This window comes from Microbacterium maritypicum (assembly GCF_041529975.1).
Lineage (GTDB): Bacteria > Actinomycetota > Actinomycetes > Actinomycetales > Microbacteriaceae > Microbacterium.
The window spans coordinates 920,830-942,239 of the sequence record NZ_CP168030.1 but is presented as its reverse complement, the minus strand read 5'-3'; the positions used below and the strand labels follow the sequence as shown (position 1 = coordinate 942,239).

General features: G+C 68.2%; 26 protein-coding genes and 2 tRNA genes. 6 read left to right on the top strand and 22 right to left on the bottom strand.

All coding sequences use genetic code 11. The features are described 5' to 3' along the window. From truA to ACCO44_RS04540, 3 genes are all read right to left on the bottom strand, one after another. Nucleotides 1-885 carry a tRNA pseudouridine(38-40) synthase TruA gene (gene truA / locus ACCO44_RS04550; protein ID WP_372468608.1) on the bottom strand — a complete coding sequence of 295 codons (885 nt, stop codon included), beginning with the start codon at nucleotides 883-885 and terminating at the stop codon, nucleotides 1-3. A gap of 42 nt (nucleotides 886-927) precedes the next feature. Continuing rightward, nucleotides 928-2,469 (bottom strand): APC family permease, encoded by a 1,542-nt coding sequence (locus ACCO44_RS04545; RefSeq protein WP_372468607.1) that lies wholly within the window; start codon nucleotides 2,467-2,469, stop codon nucleotides 928-930. Between the two features lie 98 nt (nucleotides 2,470-2,567). Then, nucleotides 2,568-2,933: a helix-turn-helix domain-containing protein gene (locus tag ACCO44_RS04540; protein WP_029261154.1), complete on the bottom strand. Its 366-nt coding sequence runs from the start codon at nucleotides 2,931-2,933 to the stop codon at nucleotides 2,568-2,570. A 93-nt stretch (nucleotides 2,934-3,026) separates the two neighbouring features. On the opposite strand from ACCO44_RS04540, the gene ACCO44_RS04535 reads away from it, so the two are divergent. Continuing rightward, entirely contained in the window at nucleotides 3,027-3,872 is an 846-nt protein-coding gene (locus ACCO44_RS04535; protein ID WP_372468603.1) for an SDR family oxidoreductase, read from the top strand. A 56-nt stretch (nucleotides 3,873-3,928) separates the two neighbouring features. On the opposite strand, the gene ACCO44_RS04530 is transcribed toward ACCO44_RS04535, so the two are convergent. The 9 genes from ACCO44_RS04530 to ACCO44_RS04490 form a co-directional block, all read right to left on the bottom strand. After that, entirely contained in the window at nucleotides 3,929-4,303 is a 375-nt protein-coding gene (locus ACCO44_RS04530; RefSeq protein WP_372468601.1) for a hypothetical protein, read from the bottom strand. Continuing rightward, entirely contained in the window at nucleotides 4,285-4,905 is a 621-nt protein-coding gene (locus ACCO44_RS04525) for an Asp23/Gls24 family envelope stress response protein (RefSeq protein WP_105712255.1), read from the bottom strand. Before ACCO44_RS04525 ends, ACCO44_RS04530 begins: the two co-directional genes overlap by 19 nt. After that, nucleotides 4,902-5,468, bottom strand: a complete 567-nt coding sequence (locus ACCO44_RS04520; protein WP_029261150.1) for an RNA polymerase sigma factor — start codon at nucleotides 5,466-5,468, stop codon at nucleotides 4,902-4,904. The genes ACCO44_RS04525 and ACCO44_RS04520 overlap by 4 nt, the downstream gene beginning before the upstream one ends. Nucleotides 5,469-5,594: 126 nt before the next feature. Beyond that, the gene (locus tag ACCO44_RS04515; RefSeq protein ID WP_029261149.1) at nucleotides 5,595-5,768 is read right to left on the bottom strand and encodes a CsbD family protein; all 174 of its coding nucleotides are present in this window, start codon (nucleotides 5,766-5,768) and stop codon (nucleotides 5,595-5,597) included. Nucleotides 5,769-5,858: 90 nt separating this feature from the next. Next, nucleotides 5,859-6,476 carry a hypothetical protein gene (locus ACCO44_RS04510; protein WP_262003515.1) on the bottom strand — a complete coding sequence of 206 codons (618 nt, stop codon included), beginning with the start codon at nucleotides 6,474-6,476 and terminating at the stop codon, nucleotides 5,859-5,861. Further along, on the bottom strand, nucleotides 6,473-7,039 hold the full coding sequence (locus ACCO44_RS04505; protein ID WP_372468598.1) for a hypothetical protein: 567 nt from the start codon (nucleotides 7,037-7,039) through the stop codon (nucleotides 6,473-6,475). The genes ACCO44_RS04510 and ACCO44_RS04505 overlap by 4 nt, the downstream gene beginning before the upstream one ends. Then, nucleotides 7,036-7,383 (bottom strand): hypothetical protein, encoded by a 348-nt coding sequence (locus ACCO44_RS04500; RefSeq protein WP_372468597.1) that lies wholly within the window; start codon nucleotides 7,381-7,383, stop codon nucleotides 7,036-7,038. Before ACCO44_RS04500 ends, ACCO44_RS04505 begins: the two co-directional genes overlap by 4 nt. Next, nucleotides 7,380-7,571: a DUF2273 domain-containing protein gene (locus tag ACCO44_RS04495; protein ID WP_029261145.1), complete on the bottom strand. Its 192-nt coding sequence runs from the start codon at nucleotides 7,569-7,571 to the stop codon at nucleotides 7,380-7,382. Before ACCO44_RS04495 ends, ACCO44_RS04500 begins: the two co-directional genes overlap by 4 nt. Then, the gene (locus ACCO44_RS04490; RefSeq protein WP_081859859.1) at nucleotides 7,568-8,011 is read right to left on the bottom strand and encodes an Asp23/Gls24 family envelope stress response protein; all 444 of its coding nucleotides are present in this window, start codon (nucleotides 8,009-8,011) and stop codon (nucleotides 7,568-7,570) included. The genes ACCO44_RS04495 and ACCO44_RS04490 overlap by 4 nt, the downstream gene beginning before the upstream one ends. 175 nt (nucleotides 8,012-8,186) lie before the next feature. Here ACCO44_RS04490 and ACCO44_RS04485 point away from each other — a divergent pair, with 175 nt between their 5' ends. From ACCO44_RS04485 to ACCO44_RS04470, 4 genes are all read left to right on the top strand, one after another. Then, complete coding sequence (locus tag ACCO44_RS04485) at nucleotides 8,187-8,798, top strand: TetR/AcrR family transcriptional regulator (RefSeq protein ID WP_372468595.1); 612 nt, start codon at nucleotides 8,187-8,189, stop codon at nucleotides 8,796-8,798. After that, nucleotides 8,799-10,469 (top strand): MDR family MFS transporter, encoded by a 1,671-nt coding sequence (locus ACCO44_RS04480; RefSeq protein WP_029261142.1) that lies wholly within the window; start codon nucleotides 8,799-8,801, stop codon nucleotides 10,467-10,469. 112 nt (nucleotides 10,470-10,581) lie between these two features. Continuing rightward, nucleotides 10,582-10,890, top strand: coding sequence for a hypothetical protein (locus ACCO44_RS04475; RefSeq protein WP_105712263.1), 309 nt, complete (start codon nucleotides 10,582-10,584; stop codon nucleotides 10,888-10,890). 90 nt (nucleotides 10,891-10,980) lie between these two features. Then, complete coding sequence (locus tag ACCO44_RS04470; RefSeq protein WP_372468593.1) at nucleotides 10,981-11,808, top strand: CPBP family intramembrane glutamic endopeptidase; 828 nt, start codon at nucleotides 10,981-10,983, stop codon at nucleotides 11,806-11,808. Nucleotides 11,809-11,815: 7 nt separating this feature from the next. On the opposite strand, the gene ACCO44_RS04465 is transcribed toward ACCO44_RS04470, so the two are convergent. Genes ACCO44_RS04465 through ACCO44_RS04435 form a run of 7 tightly spaced genes read right to left on the bottom strand, consistent with a single transcriptional unit; the run spans nucleotide 11,816 to nucleotide 18,928 of the window. Beyond that, nucleotides 11,816-12,151 carry an L-rhamnose mutarotase gene (locus ACCO44_RS04465; protein WP_372468592.1) on the bottom strand — a complete coding sequence of 112 codons (336 nt, stop codon included), beginning with the start codon at nucleotides 12,149-12,151 and terminating at the stop codon, nucleotides 11,816-11,818. 16 nt (nucleotides 12,152-12,167) lie between these two features. Beyond that, nucleotides 12,168-13,151 (bottom strand): aldo/keto reductase, encoded by a 984-nt coding sequence (locus ACCO44_RS04460; RefSeq protein WP_372468591.1) that lies wholly within the window; start codon nucleotides 13,149-13,151, stop codon nucleotides 12,168-12,170. After that, nucleotides 13,148-14,668 (bottom strand): sugar ABC transporter ATP-binding protein, encoded by a 1,521-nt coding sequence (locus ACCO44_RS04455; protein WP_372468590.1) that lies wholly within the window; start codon nucleotides 14,666-14,668, stop codon nucleotides 13,148-13,150. Before ACCO44_RS04455 ends, ACCO44_RS04460 begins: the two co-directional genes overlap by 4 nt. Then, entirely contained in the window at nucleotides 14,665-15,669 is a 1,005-nt protein-coding gene (locus ACCO44_RS04450) for an ABC transporter permease (protein ID WP_372468589.1), read from the bottom strand. The genes ACCO44_RS04455 and ACCO44_RS04450 overlap by 4 nt, the downstream gene beginning before the upstream one ends. Next, on the bottom strand, nucleotides 15,666-16,745 hold the full coding sequence (locus ACCO44_RS04445; RefSeq protein ID WP_372468588.1) for an ABC transporter permease: 1,080 nt from the start codon (nucleotides 16,743-16,745) through the stop codon (nucleotides 15,666-15,668). Before ACCO44_RS04445 ends, ACCO44_RS04450 begins: the two co-directional genes overlap by 4 nt. Beyond that, nucleotides 16,745-17,836 carry a mandelate racemase/muconate lactonizing enzyme family protein gene (locus tag ACCO44_RS04440; RefSeq protein WP_372468587.1) on the bottom strand — a complete coding sequence of 364 codons (1,092 nt, stop codon included), beginning with the start codon at nucleotides 17,834-17,836 and terminating at the stop codon, nucleotides 16,745-16,747. The genes ACCO44_RS04445 and ACCO44_RS04440 overlap by 1 nt, the downstream gene beginning before the upstream one ends. A 27-nt stretch (nucleotides 17,837-17,863) precedes the next feature. Further along, nucleotides 17,864-18,928, bottom strand: a complete 1,065-nt coding sequence (locus tag ACCO44_RS04435; protein ID WP_105712271.1) for a substrate-binding domain-containing protein — start codon at nucleotides 18,926-18,928, stop codon at nucleotides 17,864-17,866. Between the two features lie 99 nt (nucleotides 18,929-19,027). Between ACCO44_RS04435 and ACCO44_RS04430 the strand changes: the two genes are divergently transcribed. Further along, a complete protein-coding gene (locus tag ACCO44_RS04430; RefSeq protein ID WP_372468585.1) occupies nucleotides 19,028-19,702 on the top strand; it encodes a GntR family transcriptional regulator in 675 nt (224 codons plus the stop codon). Between the two features lie 103 nt (nucleotides 19,703-19,805). Here ACCO44_RS04430 and ACCO44_RS04425 read toward each other — a convergent pair. From ACCO44_RS04425 to ACCO44_RS04415, 3 genes are all read right to left on the bottom strand, one after another. Further along, nucleotides 19,806-19,879: transfer RNA gene (locus ACCO44_RS04425), tRNA-Met, on the bottom strand. Nucleotides 19,880-19,913: 34 nt separating this feature from the next. Next, nucleotides 19,914-19,985, bottom strand: a tRNA-Thr gene (locus ACCO44_RS04420). Nucleotides 19,986-20,054: 69 nt separating this feature from the next. Beyond that, nucleotides 20,055-21,308 (bottom strand): M23 family metallopeptidase, encoded by a 1,254-nt coding sequence (locus tag ACCO44_RS04415; RefSeq protein ID WP_372468584.1) that lies wholly within the window; start codon nucleotides 21,306-21,308, stop codon nucleotides 20,055-20,057. Between the last annotated feature and the right edge of the window lie 102 nt (nucleotides 21,309-21,410).

Below are 21,410 nucleotides of genomic sequence, written 5' to 3'. Positions count from 1 at the left end.
CTACTCGCCCAGGCTGTGGTCGGGCTCCGGATCACGAACGCGGCTCGTACCGTCACGTCGAGCCCGCGTCTGCTCCGCGCGCGTCGCGAGCAGCTCGTCGGCGGGGTAGCCGACCTCGGTGAGGATCAGGCCGCGCGCCGCCAGGACCTTGAACTCGCTGGTGCGCGTCAGGGCGTCGCGCAGCAGCACGACATCCTCGACGTCGAGGCGTCCCTCCCCCACCGCCGCGCACGCGCCGACGAGTGCGCGCACCATGCTGTGGCAGAACGCGTCGGCCTTGACCTCGGCGATGAGAACGCCCTCGGCATCACGCACCCAGCGGTAGTCGAGCAGCGTGCGGATCGTCGTCGCCTCTTCGCGCGGCTTGCAGTACGAAGCGAAGTCGTGCAGGCCGATGAGGCTGCGAGCCGCGGCATCCATCGCCTGTTCGTCGAGATTCCCGCGGATGTTCGTCGTGTCGTGCCGACGCAGCGGGTCGAACCCGGCCTGGGTATCGGCGAGACGGTAGCGGTAACACCGCCACACCGCCGAGAACCGGGCGTCGAACCCCTCGGGAGCGATCGACGTCTTCGTGACGGTGACATCGGAGTAGGCACCGAGCACCCCGCGCATGCGCCCGGCGATGGTCTCTGCGGGAGCCAGCGGAGCCCGCCCCTGCCTGGCCTCGATGCGCGACCACTGCTTCTCGTCGAGGTCGACGTGCGCGACCTGACCGCTGGCGTGCACTCCCGCGTCGGTGCGGCCCGCGACGACGAACTGCACGTCGGAGCCGACGATCCGCGCGAGGGCCGCCTCGAGAGTCCCCTGCACGGTGCGGAGCGTCGGCTGCTTCGCCCACCCGCGGAAGTGGGTGCCGTCGTAGGCGATGTCGAGCCGGATGCGCACGGAGCAAGCCTAGGACACGTCCGCGGACGTGCCCGGGCGACCTCAGATGCCGCCGTCGATCGAACGGATCGTGACGCTGGGTTCGTCCGGCACCATCACCTGCGTCTCGCGGTTCAGGCTCTCGCCGCGGAAGAACCGCTTCGACCGCGGGAACAGGTACCAGACGAACATCAGCACCAGACCGAATGCCAGCGAGCCGACGCCGATCACGAATGTGCCGCCGATGCCGAACAGGACGGTGTACCCGTAGTCGACGTCCCACATGTCGATGGCGGACTGGATGAACGCCCAGGTCAGCATGAGTCCGCCCAGCAGCGGGAAGAGTCCCTTGAAGAAGAAGTCCCGCGGCGACGCCGTCAGATCCTTGCGGAAGTACCAGACGCACGCGAATCCGGTGATGGCGTAGTAGAACGCGATCGCCAGGCCGAGCGACAGGATCGAATCCTGGAGGATGTTGTCGCTGATCAGCGTCATGCCGATGTAGTAGGCCGAGGCGACGACGCCCATGACGATCGTGGAGAACGACGGCGTCTTGTAGGTGGGGTGCACGTCCTTGAACTTCGCCGGCAGGGCGCGGTACACGCCCATCGCGAGCGTGCCGCGGGCGGTCGGCAGGATCGTGGTCTGCGTCGACGAGATCGCCGAGATGATCACCGAGACGACGAGCACCCAGCCGAACGGGCCCAGCAGTCCGTCCTTGATCGCGAGGAAGAAGTCGTCGGCGTTCGCCTCGTTGCCCAGGCCCGTGCCGCTCTCCCCCAGACCGGCGTACATCATGGCGGCGATGGTCACGGCGACGTAGGTGAACAGCAGGATGACGGTGGTCAGCAATGCGGCACGGCCCGGGATGCGCTTCGGGTCCTTGGTCTCCTCGTTCAGGGCGAGGCAGGTGTCCCAGCCCCAGTAGATGAAGAGGGCGAGCAGGATGGCCTCGGTGAAGCCCGACCAGTCCGTGAAGGCGAAGGGGTTCATCCACTCCCAGGAGAAGGGCGTGGGGTTCGGGGCGGTGCCGGCGAAGAACTGCCACAGCGCGGTCACCACGAAGATCGCGAGCGCCAGGTACTGGATGCCCAGCAGGATGTTCTGGATGCGCTCGCCGATCTCGACTCCACGCCAGCTGACCCAGGTCATCGCAGCGATGAAGAGCACGGCCACGACGACCACGCGCCAGTCGTTGTTCTCGAGGTCCTGTCCGATCAGTGACCAGAAGTAGACCGAGGCGATCTGGGCGAGGTTGGCGAGAACGACCATACCGGCGACGGCGACACCCCAGCCGCCCATCCAGCCCACCCACGGACCGAACGCCTTGGTGCCCCAGGTGAAGGTCGTGCCGCAGTCGGGCACCGCGTTGTTGAGCTCTCGATACGCGAAAGCGATCAGGAGCATCGGGACGAAGGCGATGATGAAGGCGATCGGCGCCTGCGCACCGACGGCGAGCACCACGAAGCCGAGCGTCGCGACGAGCGAGTAGACCGGGGCCGTCGAGGCGAGACCGATGACGGTCGACCCCCAGAGTCCCAGGGTTCCCGCAGCCAGACCCTTGCCGTCGGGTCGTTCCAGATGAATGGGCGTCGTTGCTGCCATGTCAGAACAGTAGGGCCACCGCGGTTATCGCGTCAACGGTTTCTTTCACCGACCGAATCCGCGGCCAACGGCGCATCCTGGCAACGGAATCCGCAGATTCAACCCCTTTCGAGCATCCCGTCGGCGTGGTCGGCAACCCATTCCATCAGCGGCAGCATCCGCTCCATCAGATCGCGGCCGAGCGGAGTGAGGCTGTACTCCACGTGCGGCGGCACCGTCGGGAGCGACTCCCGATGCACGAGCCCGTCCTCGGCGAGCGTGCGCAGCGTCGAGGCGAGCATCTTCTCGCTGATGCCGTCGACCTCGCGACGCAGTGCACCCCAGCGGTGCGTGCCGTCGGACAGGCAGGAGAGCACGAGCACACCCCACTTGCTCATGATGTGGTCGAGGACGACCCGCGTGCCGCAGTTCTGATCGAAGACGAACGGCGTGGATTCCTTTATCTGCGCGAAACTAACCGTCATGTGGGTACCTTACTTCAAAGTGGGTACCCGCCGATCGGAATGCGCGCGACCCGTCGCGAGGTTGTCGAGGGTGTCACTTACGAAAGGACCCTCATGACCATCCTCGTCACCGGCGCGACCGGCAACCTCGGACGCCTCATCATCGCCAGCCTCCTCGAGCGCGGCGCCGACCCGCAGTCGATCGTCGCCGGAGCCCGCGACACCGCGAAGGCCGCCGACCTCGGCGTGCGCGTCGTGCGCCTGGACTACACCGACCCCGCCTCGGTGGCCGCGGCCGTCGAGGGCGTCGACACCGTCGTGCTCGTGTCCGGATCGGAGGTCGGACAGCGGGTGGCCCAGCACCAGGCGGTCATCGACGCCGCGAAGGCCGCCGGGGTCTCCAAGTTCATCTACACCAGCGCACCGAAGGCGACCACCAGCGACCTGGTCCTCGCGCCCGAGCACAAGGCGACGGAAGAGCTGATCGCCGCCGCGGGACTCCCCGCCGTGATCCTCCGCAACAACTGGTACACCGAGAACTACGCCGCCGACCTCGCTCGCGCCGCCGAGACCGGCGTGCTCACCTCGGGCACCGGTGACGGACGGGTCGCCTCGGCCAGCCGCAAGGACTTCGCAGAGGCGGCGGCCGTCGTCGCGCTCGAAGACGGGCACGTCGGCGAGGTCTACGAGCTCGGCGGCGACGTCGCCTGGACCTACAGCGATCTGGCCTCGGCCTTCTCCGAGATCACGGGACGCGAGGTCGCGTTCGTCCCGGTCTCGTTCGACGAACAGCTCGCGGCTCTGCGCGAAGCCGGTCTCGATGAGGGAACGGCCGGATTCGTCGCCGCGCTCGACGCCGGGATCCGCGGTGGCGCGCTGGCCGAGACCGACGGGACGCTCGCGCGGCTGATCGGACGCCCCACCACCCCGCTGGTCGAAGGGCTGCGCGCGATCGCCTGATCGCCACCGGGTTCTCCGTGGGATGCCGCCCTCCTCCGAGGGCGGCATCCCCCGTGTCATCCTGCGGGGGCTGCCTCTGCGGACTGCACGTGCACGACCGTGAGGGTGATGCTGTCCGGCCGGAGCCCCCGCGTCTCGAGCACCGCATCGACCGCGGCGTGCACGGCGCGAAGGGCATCCGCCGATCTCGCGTCGGAGTCCACCCCGATCGACACCTCCACGGCGATGCCGTCGCCCACCGGCGCGACCGACACCAGCGGCTCATCCTCCTGTCGCCCGCCGAGCGCCGCGGCCCCCGCGCGCAACAGATTCGAGATGAGCGAACCGGAGCGGTACACGCTGCGGACACCGGGAGTCGCCCGCACCGCCGTCTCGATCTCGGCGGCGAGCGCCGGCCCTGCATCGGTGACCCTCAGCTCTCCTGCGTCCATGACGACACCTCCCTGATGTCCCGGATCGCGATGTCGATCGCGACGACGTTCAACTCCGTGTGCGCACGAAGGACCCGATCCACCTCGCCCCGGAGGCGGTCGGCGACCACCGGGATCGGCTGCCCGTGCAGCGCGCTGGCGTCGATCTCGACGCGGATCGGCTCATCCGCGACGGTCACGTCGCCGATGAGGCGGCAGCGCCCGATGAGCAGTCCCTGCACGGTGCTCTCGGCCGAGCGGATGAGTCCGCGCACCGCCCCCTCGGTGATCCCGAGATCCGTCGACGGATCCGGGGACTCGAACGGGATGCGTCGGCCCGAGCGCGCATCCATGGCGATGCCGCTGAGGATGCGGTCGACCCAGCTCCCCTCGACCTCCGGTTCCGCGGCGGTCTCGGCGGCCATCAGCTCCGCGCCGAGGCCGTGCAGGCGTTCGAGCGCGTCCAGCGCCAGCTGACAGCCGGGCGACTCGTCGATCGAGCGGTCGGAGGGCTGTCGTCCCGCTTCGAGGTAGTCGGTGAGCTCGTCGAGCGTGTGCCCGTCGAGATCGCTCGGTTCCAGACCGAGACGGCGGACTTCTGGCATGTCTCTCTCGTCAGTCATCGCCACTCCTCCATCCGTACGATCATGTATTTCCGGGCCCGCGCGAGCAGTCCTCGCGCGGTGGAGACGGGAATGCCGAGCTCTTCCGAGATCTCCTCGTAGGAGTAGCCGCCGATCTCGCGCAGGACCCAGCATTCGCGCTGGGCATCGGGCAGCTCGCGCAGCGCGGCACCGACGGCGGCGACTCCGGCTCGCACCTCGACCACCGCCGACGGCGAGGCGTGCAGAGGTGCCGGGCGATCGATGGAGTCGATGTCCACGACGGGTCGGGCCGCACGAATGCGATCCACCGCCTTCCGACTCACGATCCGCATCAGCCAGCTCTTCACCTTCGACGGGTCGTCGAGCTCGCCGAACCGCTGCCAGGCGGTGACGAACGACTCCTGCACGATGTCGTCGACATCGGCCGAGGCGTTCAGCATCCGCTGCGTGTACGCACGCATCATCGGCGTGTATCTCCGCACGAGCACCGCGAAGGCTTCGACATCGCCGTCCATCGCACGTCCGGCGACGATGCCGTCGTCGGCCTGCTCGAGCGCTCTGCGAAAGCGTTCCTCTTCCATCTGTTCCCCACCCCTCGATCCGATCCCCACAGGAGATTCGGAACCGACGCCTCACCGGATCGGATCCTCGCCGACCGACCTGGGAGTGATCGGGGAGGAACCCGGTCGGGTCCCTCCCCGCGTCCGCTACTTCTTGAACGCATCCTTGACGTTCTCGGCCGTGTCGCGGATCTCGCCCTTGGCCTGCTCGGCCTTGCCCTCGGCGACGAGCTTGTCGTCGTTGGTGACCTTGCCGACGGCCTCCTTCGCCTTGCCGGCGACCTTCTCCGCAGCGGCCTTGATCTTGTCTTCAGCGCCCATGGCGTCTCCTTTTCTCATCGCACCCGTGTCTCGGGTTCGCGTGTTCACGCACGTGGTCCGTGCGTTGGTCTGTGTCGCCGTCGCACCCGATCACCGCACTCTCATCGGCGAGCGGAAACCCTCGCTCCAGCGCCGGTCCGAGAGGTGCAGCAGGATCGGGATTCGAGACCCCAGCAGCTCGTCCCATTCGCCGATCGCCGCCTCGGCCGCCGCGACGACGTTCGCCAGTGGAGCCCCCGGCCGCACGGTCACGGCCAACTCGACCGCGCGCGTCTGACCGACACGGTAGGTGCCTGTGCGGGCCGAGAGCACATCGGGTCGCCGGATCAGCGGCTCGGTGAGCACGGCGTCGACCACGTTGCGATCGACAGTCGTCCGCCCGGTGGCGGTATGCACGTCGAGCACGGTCTTCGAGCGCCCACGTCGGCGCGAGATCAGGAACACCACCAGCAGAACCGTCAGCACCAGCGCAGCCGCCGCCGCGAACAGCAGCGGCATCGGCACCGGGCCGATGCCCATCACCTGCCACGTCCGGTCGTCGACGGATTTCCACGCGGCCGCGACTTCTGCCGCCGGCCGCCGCACCCACGCCGGCGGATCACCGGCGGAGAGCACTCCTGCCGCGAGAGCGACGGCTCCAGCGATCAGAAGCGCCGCACCCACGAGGAAGAGCACGCTGCGGTTCACGAATCGGTTCGTCGCGTTCATGCGACCACTCCGTTCGGTTCGACGATGACGCGCGGGGTGGCCGAGAAGCCGATCCCCGCGAGGATGTCGTTCGCTGCGTCCTCGGCGTCGGCCACCCGGACGAAGACGCCGCTGGTCGGAGTGATGCGGACTTCGACCGTGCGCCGGCCGACGAAGACGGCCACCCGGCTGCGTTCGACGCCGGCACGACGGGCGACCGCTGCGGCGATCGAGTCGGCGATCACGCCGTCGTCCACGAGCAGCGCGGTCCGTTCGGTGAGGCGTGCCCGCCGTGCCCGTCGTCCGGGCAGCAGTGCGAGCGCGAGGAGCACCACGGCGAGAGCCGTGAGCACCCCACCCACGGCGAACAGCACCGGCGGCTGCTGCACCCCGACGGAGATCTCCTCGAGCGGTCGCGCTGCCGCATCACGGAAGCCGCCGTCGACAAGCCACCACACGGCGCCGGCGAGCAGCGCGATCAGGAGCAGGGCACCGATGGATGCGACCACCACCGCCGCGGCAGTGCGGGACGTGTGCGTCTCGCGACGCAGGACGCGGCGATATGTCGCCTGTTCGTTCGTCATCGCACTCTCCTCTCCGTACTCCGGTGGACGCCCGAGTACCGGACGTCCACGGTGCCGACCTGACGGCCGGCCAGTTCTCGCATGCCCTCGATCAGACCGGTGCGGAGTTCCTCCCCGCCGGCGACCAGGTCCGTTCGACGCGTCGATGCCACGGCCACGGGCACGGTGACCGCGATCCGCAGTGCACCGTGATCGTCCGACAGCTGCACCCCGACGTCGCGAGCCGAGACCCGGGCGACATCGTGCGCGATGCCCGCGGCGAGCCGTTGCAGCGCGCGGGCGGTGAAGGTCGTCGTCCCCAGGACGGCACCTGCCTCCGCCAGGGGTGAGCGGTCGGCCGTCATGAGGAGGAGCGCCGGCCTCGGAAGACCTCGGCGAGCGCCCGCAGGTCGAGTCGACCGTCGATGATGCGGCCGGCGACCGCGCCCACCAGCATCGCCAGTGCCACGAGCACGAAGGCCCAGAAGCCCAGAGCCACCCAGGTCAACGCGAGGGCGGCCGCAGCCGCCGCTCCGATCACCGACGCGGTCACTGGACTCGCGTCTCCTGCGTGCCGTCGCCCTCGTCATCGGAGGGGATGTGCACGTCGTTGACGGTCACGTTGACCTCGGCGACTTCCATGCCGACCAGTTCCACCATGGCGCGGTGGATGGCGGCGCGGACGTCGTCCGCCACCTTCTGGAGCGAGACCGGGTACTCGGCGACGATCGTCACGTCGACCGCGACCTGAGTCTCCCCGACCTCCACGCGGATCCCCTGCGAGAGGTCGGTGGTGTTGAGCGCGTCGCGGATGGCCCCCACCATGCGCGCGGTGCCCCCACCGAGTGCGTAGACGCCGCTGACCTCGCGAGCGGCGATGCCGGCGATCTTCGCCACCACCGCATCCTCGATCGTGGTCTTGCCCGCAGCAGCCCCCTGCTGCGGTGCGACGATCTGGGTCTTGGGCTGAGTACTGCCGGTCACGTTCGCCATCTCGAGCTCCTTCATCCGTGTATCCGTCCCCCTGCGGAGTGCGGGTCGCCGTTCAGCGACACCACTAGGACGGATGCCGGGCGGAGAACGTCACAGATTCGTCGGAACTTTTTCGTCCCCGCCTGAGCGGGCACTCACAGTGCACTCCAAGGAAGAGAGTGCAATATTGCACTCTATGAGCGACAGTGCAGATTCACTGCGGGAGCAGCGCAAGCGCGAGACGTCCCGTGCACTCACCGATGCCGCCCGCCGACTGACGACGGAGCAGGGCTTCGCGGGTTTCACCATCGAAGAGCTGTGCGCCGAGGTGGGCGTGTCCCGACGCACCTTCTTCAACTACTTCGAGAGCAAGGAGAACGCGGTCTTCGGGTTCGCCACCATCGACTCGCGCCAGGAGGCCCTCGAAGAGGAGTTCGCCTCGCAACACGGTGACCTGCTCGACGACTTCATTCAGCTGACGATCCGCCGCTTCGAGCTGTTCAACCCGGTCGAGGATGCTCCGGCGATGTTCGCCGTGATCGAGCAGGAGCCGCGTCTGCTCAAGGCCGCGTTCGAGCAGCTCGCCAAGAACGAGCGTCGCGACATGGGGCTGATCGTCCGCCGCACCGGAGACGACGCTGATGCCGAACTCTGCGCCGAGGTGATCGTGCACACCGTCGGCGCGCTCGTGCGGATGAGCATGGACCAGCTCCTGCACCACCAGGCCACCGAGCCGTTCAGCGACCTCATCACCCGACGTCTCGACCTCGCCCGCTCGCTCTACGCACGGTCACAGAAAGCCCACTGAATGTCCGCCACCGCCACGAAGGATGCGCCCTTCCTGCTCACGAAGCGCCGCATCTGGATCATCTTCAGCGCCCTCATCGCGGGCATGCTGCTCTCCAGCCTCGATCAGACCATCGTCTCGACCGCCATGCCGACCATCGTCGGGCAGCTCGGCGGCGTCGACCACCAGGTCTGGATCACCACCGCCTACCTGCTCGCCACGACCATCGTGATGCCGATCTACGGCAAGTTCGGTGACGTCCTCGGCCGACGCAACCTGTTCCTGGTCGCCATCGCGCTGTTCACCCTGGCCTCGGTCGGCTGCGCCTTCGCCACCGACTTCTGGATGTTCGTCGTCTTCCGCGCCCTGCAGGGCCTCGGCGGCGGCGGCCTGATGATCCTGTCGCAGGCGATCATCGCCGACATCGTGCCGGCCAACGAGCGCGGCAAGTACATGGGCCCGCTCGGCGCCGTGTTCGGTCTGTCGGCCGTCGCGGGGCCGCTCCTCGGCGGCTACTTCGTCGACCACCTGACCTGGCAGTGGGCGTTCTACATCAACATCCCCGTCGGCATCGCCGCGTTCATCATCGCTCTGGTCGCGCTGAAGCTGCCGAGCAAGAAGGCCGAGAAGCCGATCGACATCTTCGGCGTCATCTTCCTCTCGATCGCGACCACCTGCCTGATCTTCTTCACCGACTTCGGCGGCGACAAGGAGTTCGGCTGGGATTCGCTGGCCACCTGGGCCTGGGGCGCCGGCCTGATCGTCGCAGCCACGGCCTTCGTCATCACGGAATCGCGGGTCAAGGACCCGATCATCCCGCTCAGCCTCTTCCGCAACCCGATCTTCGTGAACGCGACCGCGATCGGACTGGTGCTCGGAATCGGCATGTTCGCGGCGATCGGCTTCGTGCCGACCTTCCTGCAGATGTCGTCCGGCACCTCGGCGGCGGAATCCGGTCTGCTGATGATCCCGATGATGGTGGGCCTGATGGGCACGTCGATCTTCTCGGGCATCGCGATCTCCAAGACCGGCAAGTACAAGATCTATCCGATCCTCGGCACGATCATCACCGGCATCGCGATGGTCTCGATGACCACCCTGTCGGCCTCCACACCGATCTGGTTGATCTGCACGTTCCTGTTCGTGTTCGGCGCCGGGCTCGGCCTCATCATGCAGGTCGTCGTCCTGGTCGTGCAGAACGCGGTCCCCGCGGGCGAGCTCGGCACCGCCACCAGCACGAACAACTACTTCCGCGAGGTCGGCGCGTCGCTGGGAACCGCCGTGTTCGGCACGATCTTCACCACGCGCCTGACCGAGAACCTCACCGGGGTCTTCGCCGGGGCCGGTGCCTCGCCGGATGCCGCGTCGCAGGCCGCGTCCACGATCGACCCCGCGACGCTGAACACCCTCCCCGACGAGGTGCGCGACGGCATCGTCACCGCGTACGCGGACGCTCTGGCGCCGGTGTTCTGGTACCTCGTACCCTTCATCGCACTCGCACTCGTGCTGTCGCTGTTCCTCAAGCAGATCCCGCTGTCCGATCAGGCCGGACTCGTCGCCCGCGGCGAGGCGATCAGCGGTGAGGAAGCGGAGCGCATGGAAGCCGAGCAGCGCGGCATCGCCCATCCGGACGATCTCGCAACGGCGGATGCCGGGCCGACGGACACAGGTTCCACACCGACGGTCCGCTGACATCCTCGCGCCCTCACCCTTCCGATGAAGGGTGAGGGCGCGACGGTGTCAAGCCCCTCCCTTTCCGCGAAGCGAGCGGTCATCCTTCATCGTGGGGACAGGCAGGAGAACGATGGAGCACGACCCGGACCGCAGGTTCGCCCTGGCGCGCGTCGGCGACACCGACTGGGCGATCCATGATCTGCACTACCCGGAGGGCGATCACCGCCGAGTGGTCTGCACGATCTTCGAAGACGCGCCGACGGAGTTCGAGGTCCTGTGGCGACGCGACCTCCCCCTCGCCCTGCGGTACAGCTCCGCAGAGGACGTGCTCGACGCCGTCCGGAGGTTCCAGGACGCCTCTCGGGCGACGCGGCCGATCCCGATCCCGCACCTCCCACCGACGCGCAACCGGGGTGCGGGTCGGAGCGCTCCTCGCTGACACGCCGAGATGCCTCCGCTGGACGCACAGCGCCGGCCTGCGCAAAGCTGACGTGAACACGCCGGCCCTCCCCCACCGCCTGGAGTCCTCATGACCTCTCCCGCACCCACCGCCACGTTCTGGAAGAGGTTCTGGGAAAAGGGCGGATGGTGGCGAGCGCTCCTCCTCACGGCCGCGTACTTCGTCCTCTTCCAGCTGCTCTCGCTGTCGTTCACTCCGCTCGCGCTGAACATCCAGGAACCGAGCAGCGCGGCGGGCCTCGCCGTGTTCTACGTCCTGCCCGAACTCGTCGGGGCCGTCATCCTCGCCGCCTTCACCCTCTCGGTCGGGTGGTGGCGCGAGGTCTTCGGCCGGCAGCCGATCCGCGGCCGAGGCTGGATGTGGATCGCCATCGTTGTGGTGCTGCTGTTCAACATCCTCCGCTTCGCGACGATCGACTACGGCAAGGCGGGCTTCGACGTCGTGCTGACGTGGCTCCTGGCCGGACTCCTGATCGGCTTCACCGAGGAGGTGCTCACTCGCGGCCTGGTCGTGAACCTGATGCGCAAGGCGGGCCACCGCGAGGTCGTGGTGGCCGTGGTCTCGGCCGCCCTCTTCGCGGGACTGCACGCGGGCAACCTGCTCAACGGGCAGAACCTCCTCGCGACCGGGTTCCAGCTGGTCTACACCTTCGCCTTCGGCATCCTGATGTACCTCGCGCTCCGCGTGACCGGAACGATCATCGCGCCGATCCTGCTGCACGCGAGCACCGACCCGAGCATCTTCCTGCAGACCGCCTACCCGGCGGAGGGCGCGCTCACGGGCTTCGCCGGTCTCGGCAACATCGTGGTGGTCGTCGCCGGCTTCGTGACGATCTTCTTCATCCGCGGCCGCGTCGGCGACACCCGCCCGGACTTCAGCGAGACACGTCCGGCCTGACCGCGCGTCACGCGTCGGTGCCGCGCTGCACCGACAGCGCCCACACCTGCTCGATCGGGGTGAAGCCGTCCTCGCCATCAGCACCGTGGAAGCCTTCGACGAACCGGCCGATGTCGGCCTGCCACGCGTCGTTCACCGGCGAGGCCTCGACGACGCGCATCGCGGCCTCGAAGTCGGCGCATTCGACCAAGTGGAAGAGGTGTCGCCCGGAGCGCCAGATCGTCCAGTCGTGGATGCCCGCGACGCCGAAGAGGTCGCGCAGCGCGTCGGGGATCCGGGCGTGGTGGGCTCGGTAGTCGTCGACCGCGCCCTCGGCGATGATCGAATGCAGGGCGATGCGCATGTGGTCCCCTCCGCGCTCAGATCGATTCCGGTGACAGGACATGCCCGGCGTGCTCCAATGCGTTCCACAGCGACTCCGGAATGCTCGCCGTCGCGCGGGCGACGGCCTCCGTCACCTGCTGCACCCCGTGCATCCCCACGACGGCCGAGACCACCTGCGGCATCCGCAGCGGATACTGCACGGCTGCCGACGGCAGCGTCCCGCCATGCGCGCGGCAGATGCGCTCGAGCTCGCGCGCCCGCTCCACCACGTCCTGGGGCGCATCGGCGTAGTCGTAGCTGACCCGGTCGGGCACGCTGTCACGGGCGAGGAGTCCCGAGTTGTAGACGGCGGCGGCGACCACCGCGACACCACGCTCGCGCGCGAGCCGCAGCATCCGCAGACTGGCGGCCTGCTCGAGGAGTGTGAGCCGGCCGGCGCACATCACGATGTCCGCGTCGGTCTGCTCGATCAGGTCGGCGAGCATCCCGGCCTGGTTCATCCCGGCGCCGTACGCTCCGATCACGCCCTCGTCGCGCAGCGCCGACAGCGTCTGCGCACCGGTGGTCCTGGCGGCGTCGAAGTGGTCGTCCGGGTCGTGCATGTACACGACGTCCACCCGGTCGACTCCGAGCCGGTCCAGGCTCGCCTCGAGCGACCGCAGCACGCCGTCGCGGCTGAGGTCGTAGACGCGACGCACGTCGGACGGCACGTCGAAGAGGTTGGCCATGTCCCGCAGGTGAGCCGTCTCCGGGCTCGGGACGAGTAATCGCCCGACTTTCGTGGAGAGCACGTACTCGTCCCGCGGATACGCGGCGAGCGCGCGGCCGAGTCGGCGCTCCGAGAGCCCGAGTCCGTAGTGGGGCGCCGTGTCGAAGTAGCGGATGCCGGCGTCCCAGGCCGCGTGCACCGACGCTTCCGCCTCCTCGTCGGTCATCACGCTGCCCAGATTGCCGAGCTGGGCGCATCCCATGCCGAGGATGCTGACGTCGAGCCCGCGATGCGTGCGAACGGGGATCATGAGGCCTCCACCGACGATCCGTGGATGTGACTCATCACGGCCGCGCTCATCGGTTGGTAATCGTGCGTGTTCTCGACGACGCCGCGCACGATGAATTGGTCCATGACGACGATGCGGTCGGCGAGAGTCACCATCTCGGCGAGGTCGCTCGAGATGAGCAGGATCGCCATGCCGTCGTCGGCGAGCCGCCAGATGAGTTCGTAGAACGCGCGCTTGGTGCGCACGTCGATCCCGACCGTCGGCTCGTCGATGATGAGCACACGGGTCCGCGCGGCGAGCCACTTGGCCAGAGAGACCTTCTGCTGGTTGCCTCCGGAGAGCTGTCCGGCGAGCTGATCCTGCGAGCTGATCCTGATGTCCAGGGCGTCGACGTGGGTCTGCACCGCGTCGCGCTCCGTGCGCCCGGGGACGAATCCGAGGACCTTCGAGATCTCCGACCAGATGGTGACGGCGACGTTGCGCGTGATCGGCTGCAGGAGGAAGACTCCCTCCTCCTTGCGGTTCTCGGTGACGTAGCCGATGCGGAAACGGCGCAGGGCATCGCGCACGGAGCGGATCCGCACCGATCTGCCGTCGACCTTCACCTCTCCCCCGACGACTCGGTCGAGTCCGAGGATGGCTCGCGCGAGCTCGGTGCGGCCGGCGCCGACGAGCCCGTACATCCCGAGCACCTCTCCCGGATGAACCGCGAGCGAGATGCGGCGATGCCCGGCGGCGGTGCTGACATCCGTCAGCTCGAGCGCGGGCGTGACGGTGCGGTCGACCTCGCGCTCCTCGACCTCCAGATCGGCGAGCGTGCGGCCGACCATCCGCGCGACGACCTCGTCATGGGTCGTGTCCGCGATCGGCTGCGAGGGCATGACGGTGCTGCCGTCGCGGAGCACCGTGATCGCATCGCAGTGCGCGAACACCTCGTCGAGCTTGTGGCTGACGAGGACGACGGCGGTGCCCTCGGCGCTGAGCTGGCGCACCACTTTGTAGAGCCGGTCGGCCTCGTCGTTGCTGAGTGAGGCGGTCGGTTCGTCGAGCAGGAGCACCTTGGCGCTGCGGTACAGGCCGCGGGCGATCTCCACGAGCTGGATCTGCGCGGCCGAGAGCTCACGCATGGGCGTGCGGGGATCGATGTCGAGGTCGAGCATGTCCAGGCAGCGCTTCGACTCGCGCCACACCTGCCGCCAGTCGACCGCGCCCGCACGGCGGGGCATCGCGGAGAGGGCGATGTTCTCCCCCACGGTGAACTCGCGGACGACGTTGCGCTCCTGATGCACGACACCGATGCCGGCCGCCATCGCCTCCAGCGGGTTCGAGAACGAGATCTCCTCACCGCCCAGGATCAGGCTCCCGGAGTCAGCGCCCTGCACACCGGTCACGATCTTGATGAGCGTCGACTTGCCCGCACCGTTCTCGCCCATGAGCGCGTGCACCGAGCCGGCCTCGAGGGTCAGGTTCGCGTCGGCGAGCGCGGTCACGCCAGGGAACGTCTTGCGCAGATTCCGGACTTCCAGTGCGACGGTCATCGCTTCACCTCCGCCAGTGCGGCTTCCGCTCGCAACGATCTGATCCTGCTGGCATGTCGAGACGCCTGCACCTCGCGCAGCTTGCCGAGAGCCACGGTACCCAGCACCACCGCACCGACGACGAAGTTCACGACCTCGGCATCGAAGCGGAAGATCGGGCTGGCGGCATCCACGAGCCGCACGACCATCGCCGCGAGCACCGTGCCGAGGACGGCCACGGTCCCTCCGGCAAGCGCGACGCCGCCGATGATCGGTGCGGCGAAGCTCGGCAGCAGCCAGTCGCCGCCGACGGTCGTGTTCACGCCGGGGAGGAACGAGATGCTCACCATCGCGGCGACGCCGCAGAGGAGTCCGGAGAGCGTGTGGGCCACGATGAGAGCCCGGTCGGTCGAGATTCCCGCGAGCTGCGCGGCCGAGGCGTTGCCCCCGCTGGCCAGGAGCTTGCGTCCCGACACCGTCTGTGCGAAGTAGAGGGCGACGATCACGGCGACCACGAGCGTCATCAGGAAGATCGTGGGGATGCCCAGGATCTCCGACCGCCCGAAGGCGGCGAGCTCGGGCCAGGCCTTGCGCTCGATCGTACGGGTGCCCACGAGGGCGTACTGCACACCGATCAGGATCTGCGACATCGCGAGAGTCACGATGAAGCCGTTGATCCTGGTCCCGACGACCAGCAGGCCGTTGACGAGGCCGAGGACGGCGCCGGTGAGCACGGCGACGAGGGCACCGATCCATGGGGGGACGCCCCAGGAGGTGACGATCACGCCGGTGAAGCAGGCCGCGACACCGCCTATGGCACCGACCGCGAGGTTGAGCTGCCCGACGCAGAGCGTGATCATCTGGGCGAGCCCGATCAGGATCGGCACGCTGACGAACCGGAAGAAGCTCGTCATCGACACCGGGCCGAAGAACTGTCCCGACGTCGCCATGCCCAGCACGGCTGCTCCGACCACGACGATCCCGACCAGCAGGAGGTTGTTCGCGCTGATCATGCGTTTCATCGGTGGGCCTCCGCCTCTTCGAGTTCGACGGCGAGCGTCGCGGCGGACTCCGTCGCTGCGGCGGGACGGCGTCGCGCGAAGAGCAGCCGCAGCCGGTCCGTGGCGAGTGCCGCCAGGAGGATGACGCCGAGCAGGACGTTGAGCGTCTCGAGCCCGACCCCGAACAGCTCGAGCCCCTTGCGGATCACCGAGGTCAGCGTGATGCCGAGCGCGGTGCCGACGATCGAGACCAGGCCGCCGGCGAGCCGCGTGCCGCCGAGGATCGGTCCGAGGAACGAGGAGAGCATGAACTCGCTGCCGATGGCGGGGGTGAACGACCCCGTGCTCGCGGCGAGCAAGAACCCGGCGATCGCCGCGAGCAGCCCGGAGAGGGCATGCGCGAGGATGGTCCGGCTCGCGGTGGGGATGCCGGAGAGCTCCGCGGCCTTCACACTGCTGCCGGTCATCAGGACTTCGCGTCCGCTGCGGGTGCAGGTGTAGAAGTACCAGATCACGGCCATGCAGCCGAGGGCGGGCAGGACCATGAGCGGCACGGCGTTCGAGCCGCAGTAGCCGAACATGCAGACGTCGGCGAAGGTGCCGCGACCGATGGTCTCGAACCCGGCGGGCGAGACCGTGAACGCCTGGCCGGTGCTCCACGACTTGTACAGCGTGGGGATCAGCCCCAGCAGCGTGAAGCTCATCGCGAGAGTCACGATGAAGGAGTTCACTCCGGTCTTGGCGATGATCCATCCGGCGAGCGCGCCGAGCGCCGTACTGGCGAGCACCCCGAGAGCGAGCCCGGCGAGGAGCGGCAGGCCGAAGTTCTCGAACGCGGCACCGGTGACGAGCGCTCCGATCCCCGCGAGCTGTCCCACAGCGAGGTTCATGTGGCCGATCGAGAGCACGACCATCTGTGCGAGCCCGACGACCGTGAAGATCGCGATCGTCGTGAGCAGCGGCGCGATGACGAAGGGGCCGTTGAGGAACGCCGGCTTGAGGATGGCCAGGGTCGTGACCAGGACGACGATCAGGACGACGAGGAGCGCGCGCGGTGAGCGGAGCTCGGCGCGTGCGGCAGCGCCCAGACGCGACATCAGAGCACGATCCGATCGTCCATGGCGTCGCGATCCCAATCGATCCCGAGACCGAGCGTCTCGGGGGCGAGGGCGCGGCCGTCTTCGATGGTCATGCCGGTCCGGGTGATCGCGCGCAGCTGCGGGATGTGCTCGACGTAGCGTCCGTTCGGGACTGCGGCGACCAGGCTCACGTGCAGCTCCATGAGGAAGTGCGGGCACACGTGCACGTTGAACGACTCGGCGAGGTGCGCGACCTTCAGCCAAGGGGTGATGCCGCCGATGCGGGCGACGTCCACCTGGACGATTCCCGCGGCGCCGCGGTCGAGATACTCGCGGAACTGCGCGATCGAGTACATCGACTCCCCCACCGCGATCGGTGTCGAGGTCGATGCCGCGAGCCTGGCATGCCCCTCGATGTCATCGGCGGGCAGGGGCTCCTCGATCCAGCCGAGGTCGAGTCCGTCGAACAGCCGCGCACGGCGGATGGCCTCGGCGGAGGTCATCGATTGGTTGGCGTCGACCATGATGTCGAAGTGCGAGCCGACGGCCTCACGAACGGCCGTCAGTCGCTCGCGATCCTCCTGTCCGCTCGGCTTGCCGATTTTGACCTTCACGCCTTTGAGTCCGGCGTCCTTCGAGGCGAGCGCTCCGGCCACCAGCTCGTCGGTGTCGAGGTGCAGCCACCCACCCTCCGTGTCGTAGAGGGGGATGTCACGACGGAACCCTCCCGCGAGGCGCCACAACGGGAGTCCCGCTCTGCGCGAGGCGATGTCCCACAGCGCCGTGTCGACGGCAGCCAGTGCGAGCGAGGTGATGGCCCCGGTCGTCGTCGCGCGGGTCGAGGCGAACAGGCGGTACCAGACCGCCTCGATGCGGTCGGCTTCCTGGCCGACGAGGATCGGGAGCAGGTGGTCGCGCAGCATCGACAGCACTGCGCGACCTCCCGTTCCGATCGTGTAGGAGTACCCGAGGCCGTGCAGGCCATCGCTCGTGGTGAGTTCGACGAAGATCGTCTCCTGAGACACGAAGCTCTGCACGGCATCCGTGCGTTCGGTCTCGACGGCGACGTCCACGAGGAACGCGCGAGCATCGGTGATCGTACTGGCCATCGGGTACATCTCCTGGTGTGGGTCAGATCACTTGCAGGTGAGCAGCTCGTCGTCGAACTGCTTCTTCACCTTCTCGGCGAACGCGACGCGCTCGTCGTCGTACGTGTCGACGTTGTCCTTCGTGACGACGAACGAGCCGGAGTCGACGATCACTCCGGGGTCGGCCATCTCGCAGGTGCCGCTCGCGAGCTGCGCCAGCACCCAGCTGCCCACATAGGCCTGGCCGGCGGGGTTCTGCGCGACCGTTCCGTAGACGGAGCCGTCGCGGATGCCGTCGAGGATGGTGGCGTCGTCGTCGATCGCGACGAGCTGGATCTCGAGGCCGGATTCGGCGATCGCCTCAGCGCTCGCCACGGCCGGGTTGTAGGCCGTGGTGACGATCGCGTTGATCTCGGAGCCGCTCGCCGCGAGGAGGTCGGATGCCGCCTTCTGGGCGGTCGCGAGGTCGGTGTCGACATCGGTGATGGTCTGGAGCAGGGTCACGGCGCCGTCGGTCTCGTCGATCGCGCGCTGGACGCCTTCGATGCGACGCTGCGTGTTGGAGTCGACGTTGTTGCCGGTCATGTGCACGATCGTGCCCTTGCCGCCGATCGCCTCTATGGCCGCAGCGGCAGCCTGGTAGGCGGCTTCCTCGGTGTCGGTCGAGAGGCAGAACGCGGCGAGGTTCTCGTCGCCTGCCGGACAGGAGGCGATGGATCCGACCGCGACCCCCGCATCGGTGAGCTTCTTGAAGGTCGCGTTGATGTCCGTCGGGGAGACGCCGAAGATGCCGAACGCGTTGTAGCCGTTGGCAACGAGCGAGTTGATCACATCGTTCTGCTTGGTCTGGTCCCACTCGGCGGTCTCGTTGAACGTGACCTCGCCGAGGCTGAAGTCCTTGGCCGCCTTCTCGCCGGCCTCGATCCAGGGCTGGAAGTACGGGTGGGCGCCGCCGGGAACGAGGGCGACGCGCACGTCGGACAGATCCCCGCCGGCCCCGTCGCCGCCGGCATCCGGATCGGCGTTCTGCGGGGTGCACGCGCCGAGCGCGAGGGTGAGGGCGGCGGCTGCCGCGATGACGGCGCCGAGCCGCACGTGCTGTGTGATGCGCATCTTTGAGCCTCCAGGAAAGGGTTCCTTTTGAAATATCGTATTTGATCTTTCAAAGGATATGATGGCTGCACTCCGCCACTATGTCAAGGGAAAGGTCGGATGTCTACGCTCGGTCAGTTGCCCTCCTTCACCCCCGGTGCACGCACGATGCTCGGCGACGAGGTGTACGGCGCGCTCCAGCAGTCGATCCTCGACGGCACCTTCCCGCCGGACGCACGCATCAACGCCGGCGAGCTGGCCCGGCAGTTCGAGGTGTCGCCGACCCCCGTGCGCGAGGCGCTCGCTCGACTCGAGTCGGACGGGCTCGTCGAGAAGCTCCCCTTGCGCGGGTACCGCACGACCGATCTGCTCGACCGGACGCGGCTGACCGAACTCTTCGAACTGCGCCTGCTGCTGGAGCCGGGCAGCGCGGCGAGCGCCGCCGAACGCCGCTCGGCCACGGACCTTGAGGAACTCGCCCACGAGGTCGAGGCGGGGCGGACCGCGGTCGGCGAAGCGGACGCCTACCGCCTGCTCTCCCGCCATGACGTGCGACTGCACGATCTCGTGTTCCGATCGGCGCAGAACGAGACGGTCCGCCAGGCGTATGCGCGCACGCACTGCCACCTGCACACGTTCCGACTCGCCTACACGGGCGCGTACGTGTCCGACACGGTCGACGAGCACGCGGCCATCGTCCGCGCCATCACCGACGGCGATCCGTCCGCGGCCGCCGAGTCGATGCGCACGCACATCGAGCGTTCCCGCGACCGGCTGATGCGCGTCGTCGACTGACACGCGCACGCCTGCTCTCTCGCGGCGCCGGGCCACATCATCGGCTATACCGCGCCCGTTCAGGAAACGACAAAACCCCCGGATGACCGGGGGTTTTCATCTGTAGCAGGAGCGGGGCTTGAACCCGCGACCTCACGATTATGAGTCGTGCGCTCTAACCAGCTGAGCTACCCTGCCGCGAGGCATCCGTCCGCGTGAGAAGAATGCTGCGAGCCCCGAGTCAGGATTGAACTGACGACCCCTTCCTTACCATGGAAGTGCTCTGCCACTGAGCTATCGGGGCGTGCTGCCCCTCGCGGGGCAACCGTACGAGAATACCATTACTGTGGCGTCCTCATGAAATCCGGGCCGGTCAGTACGACGTCCGCCCGGCGTTCTCCTTGAGCCACGGCATCGGATCGATGGTCGACCCGTTGACGATGAGCTCGAAGTGCATGTGCGCGCCGTAGGAACGGCCCGTGTTTCCGGTCTTGCCGACGACCGTGCCGACCTTGACGGTCTCGCCGGCCTTGACCTGCAGCGAACCGTACTGCATGTGCGAGTAGTGGCTCGTGATGACCGAACCGTCGATGACGTGATCGATGTAGACGGTCACGCCGTAAGCGCCGCCCTGCTCGGTCGCGATGCGGACGGTGCCGTCGGCGATCGCCTGAACCGGGGCGCCGTCGCCGGGAACGAAGTCGATGCCCTCGTGCAGACGGCCACTGCGCATGCCGTACCCGTAGCTCATGCCGACGCCGACCAGGAAGGGCCACTGGATGGCCGCGTCGGGGTCGTTCGTGAAGATCTCACCCGAGTAGTTGATGCCCTGCTCGGCGGCGACCTGGACCAGCGAGACGGTGCTGAAGTCGTCGGACCGCGCAAGCGTCTCGTTCTCGACGCCCGAGGGTGCGACGAAGGCCTGGATCTCGTCGTCGGCCGCTCCCTTCGCGTCGGCGGCAGCAGCCGAGACCAGCGAAGTGGCGGCGACCGAGGTTCCCTGAACCGCGGCGACGGCCTCGGCGGGAAGAGTCATGGAGACGGCGAGGAGCCCTGCGAGGCTCATCACGCCGACGCTGGCGCCGACGGCCACGACCTTGCGGAAGCTACGCGGGCGGCGCGCGACGACGTGGGCGGGCGCGTCGGGCTGCGCAGAGTCCGCAGCCGGCGACTTCCGCGCGGTGAACGCGGCGGCGGCGGAGTCGACCGTCGGGATCGAGCCCGTGCGGAAAGCGCGGGACGCACGCTCGAAGGCGTCGGCATCGTCTTCGAGGGGCAGGTCGGTCGCCGGCTCCGGCTCGGCCGCAGCGTGGGCCTCGTCGCCGGTGGCGATCTCGATGATCTGCTCCACCTTGTCGACCGCAACCGGCGAGGCGGGCACATCCGCGATGATCGGCTCGGGCGTCGGGGCGATGAAGGGCGGTTCGACCACGGTGTCATCGGTGGTCTGTCGCTGGCGTGCAGCACGGCGGGAAAGCGGAGCGACGACGGCGAGGGCGATGGCTGCGGCTTCTGCCGCGGAGTCGGGTGCCGTCGTTCCCGCCGCGGAGGCTTCGGGGGCCTCAGTGCGGAGTCGGCTGGACCGGCGCGTGGGCGCAGAGGCAGCCTGGGAATTCTCGAAGGGCAAAGCGTTTCTCTCGGTCGTGCGTCATGCTCGGGGGCGCAAACTCAGACTTTCACCTTCGGGTGGCGAAAGTAACGATCGGGTAAACCATACCCTGATCAGCCT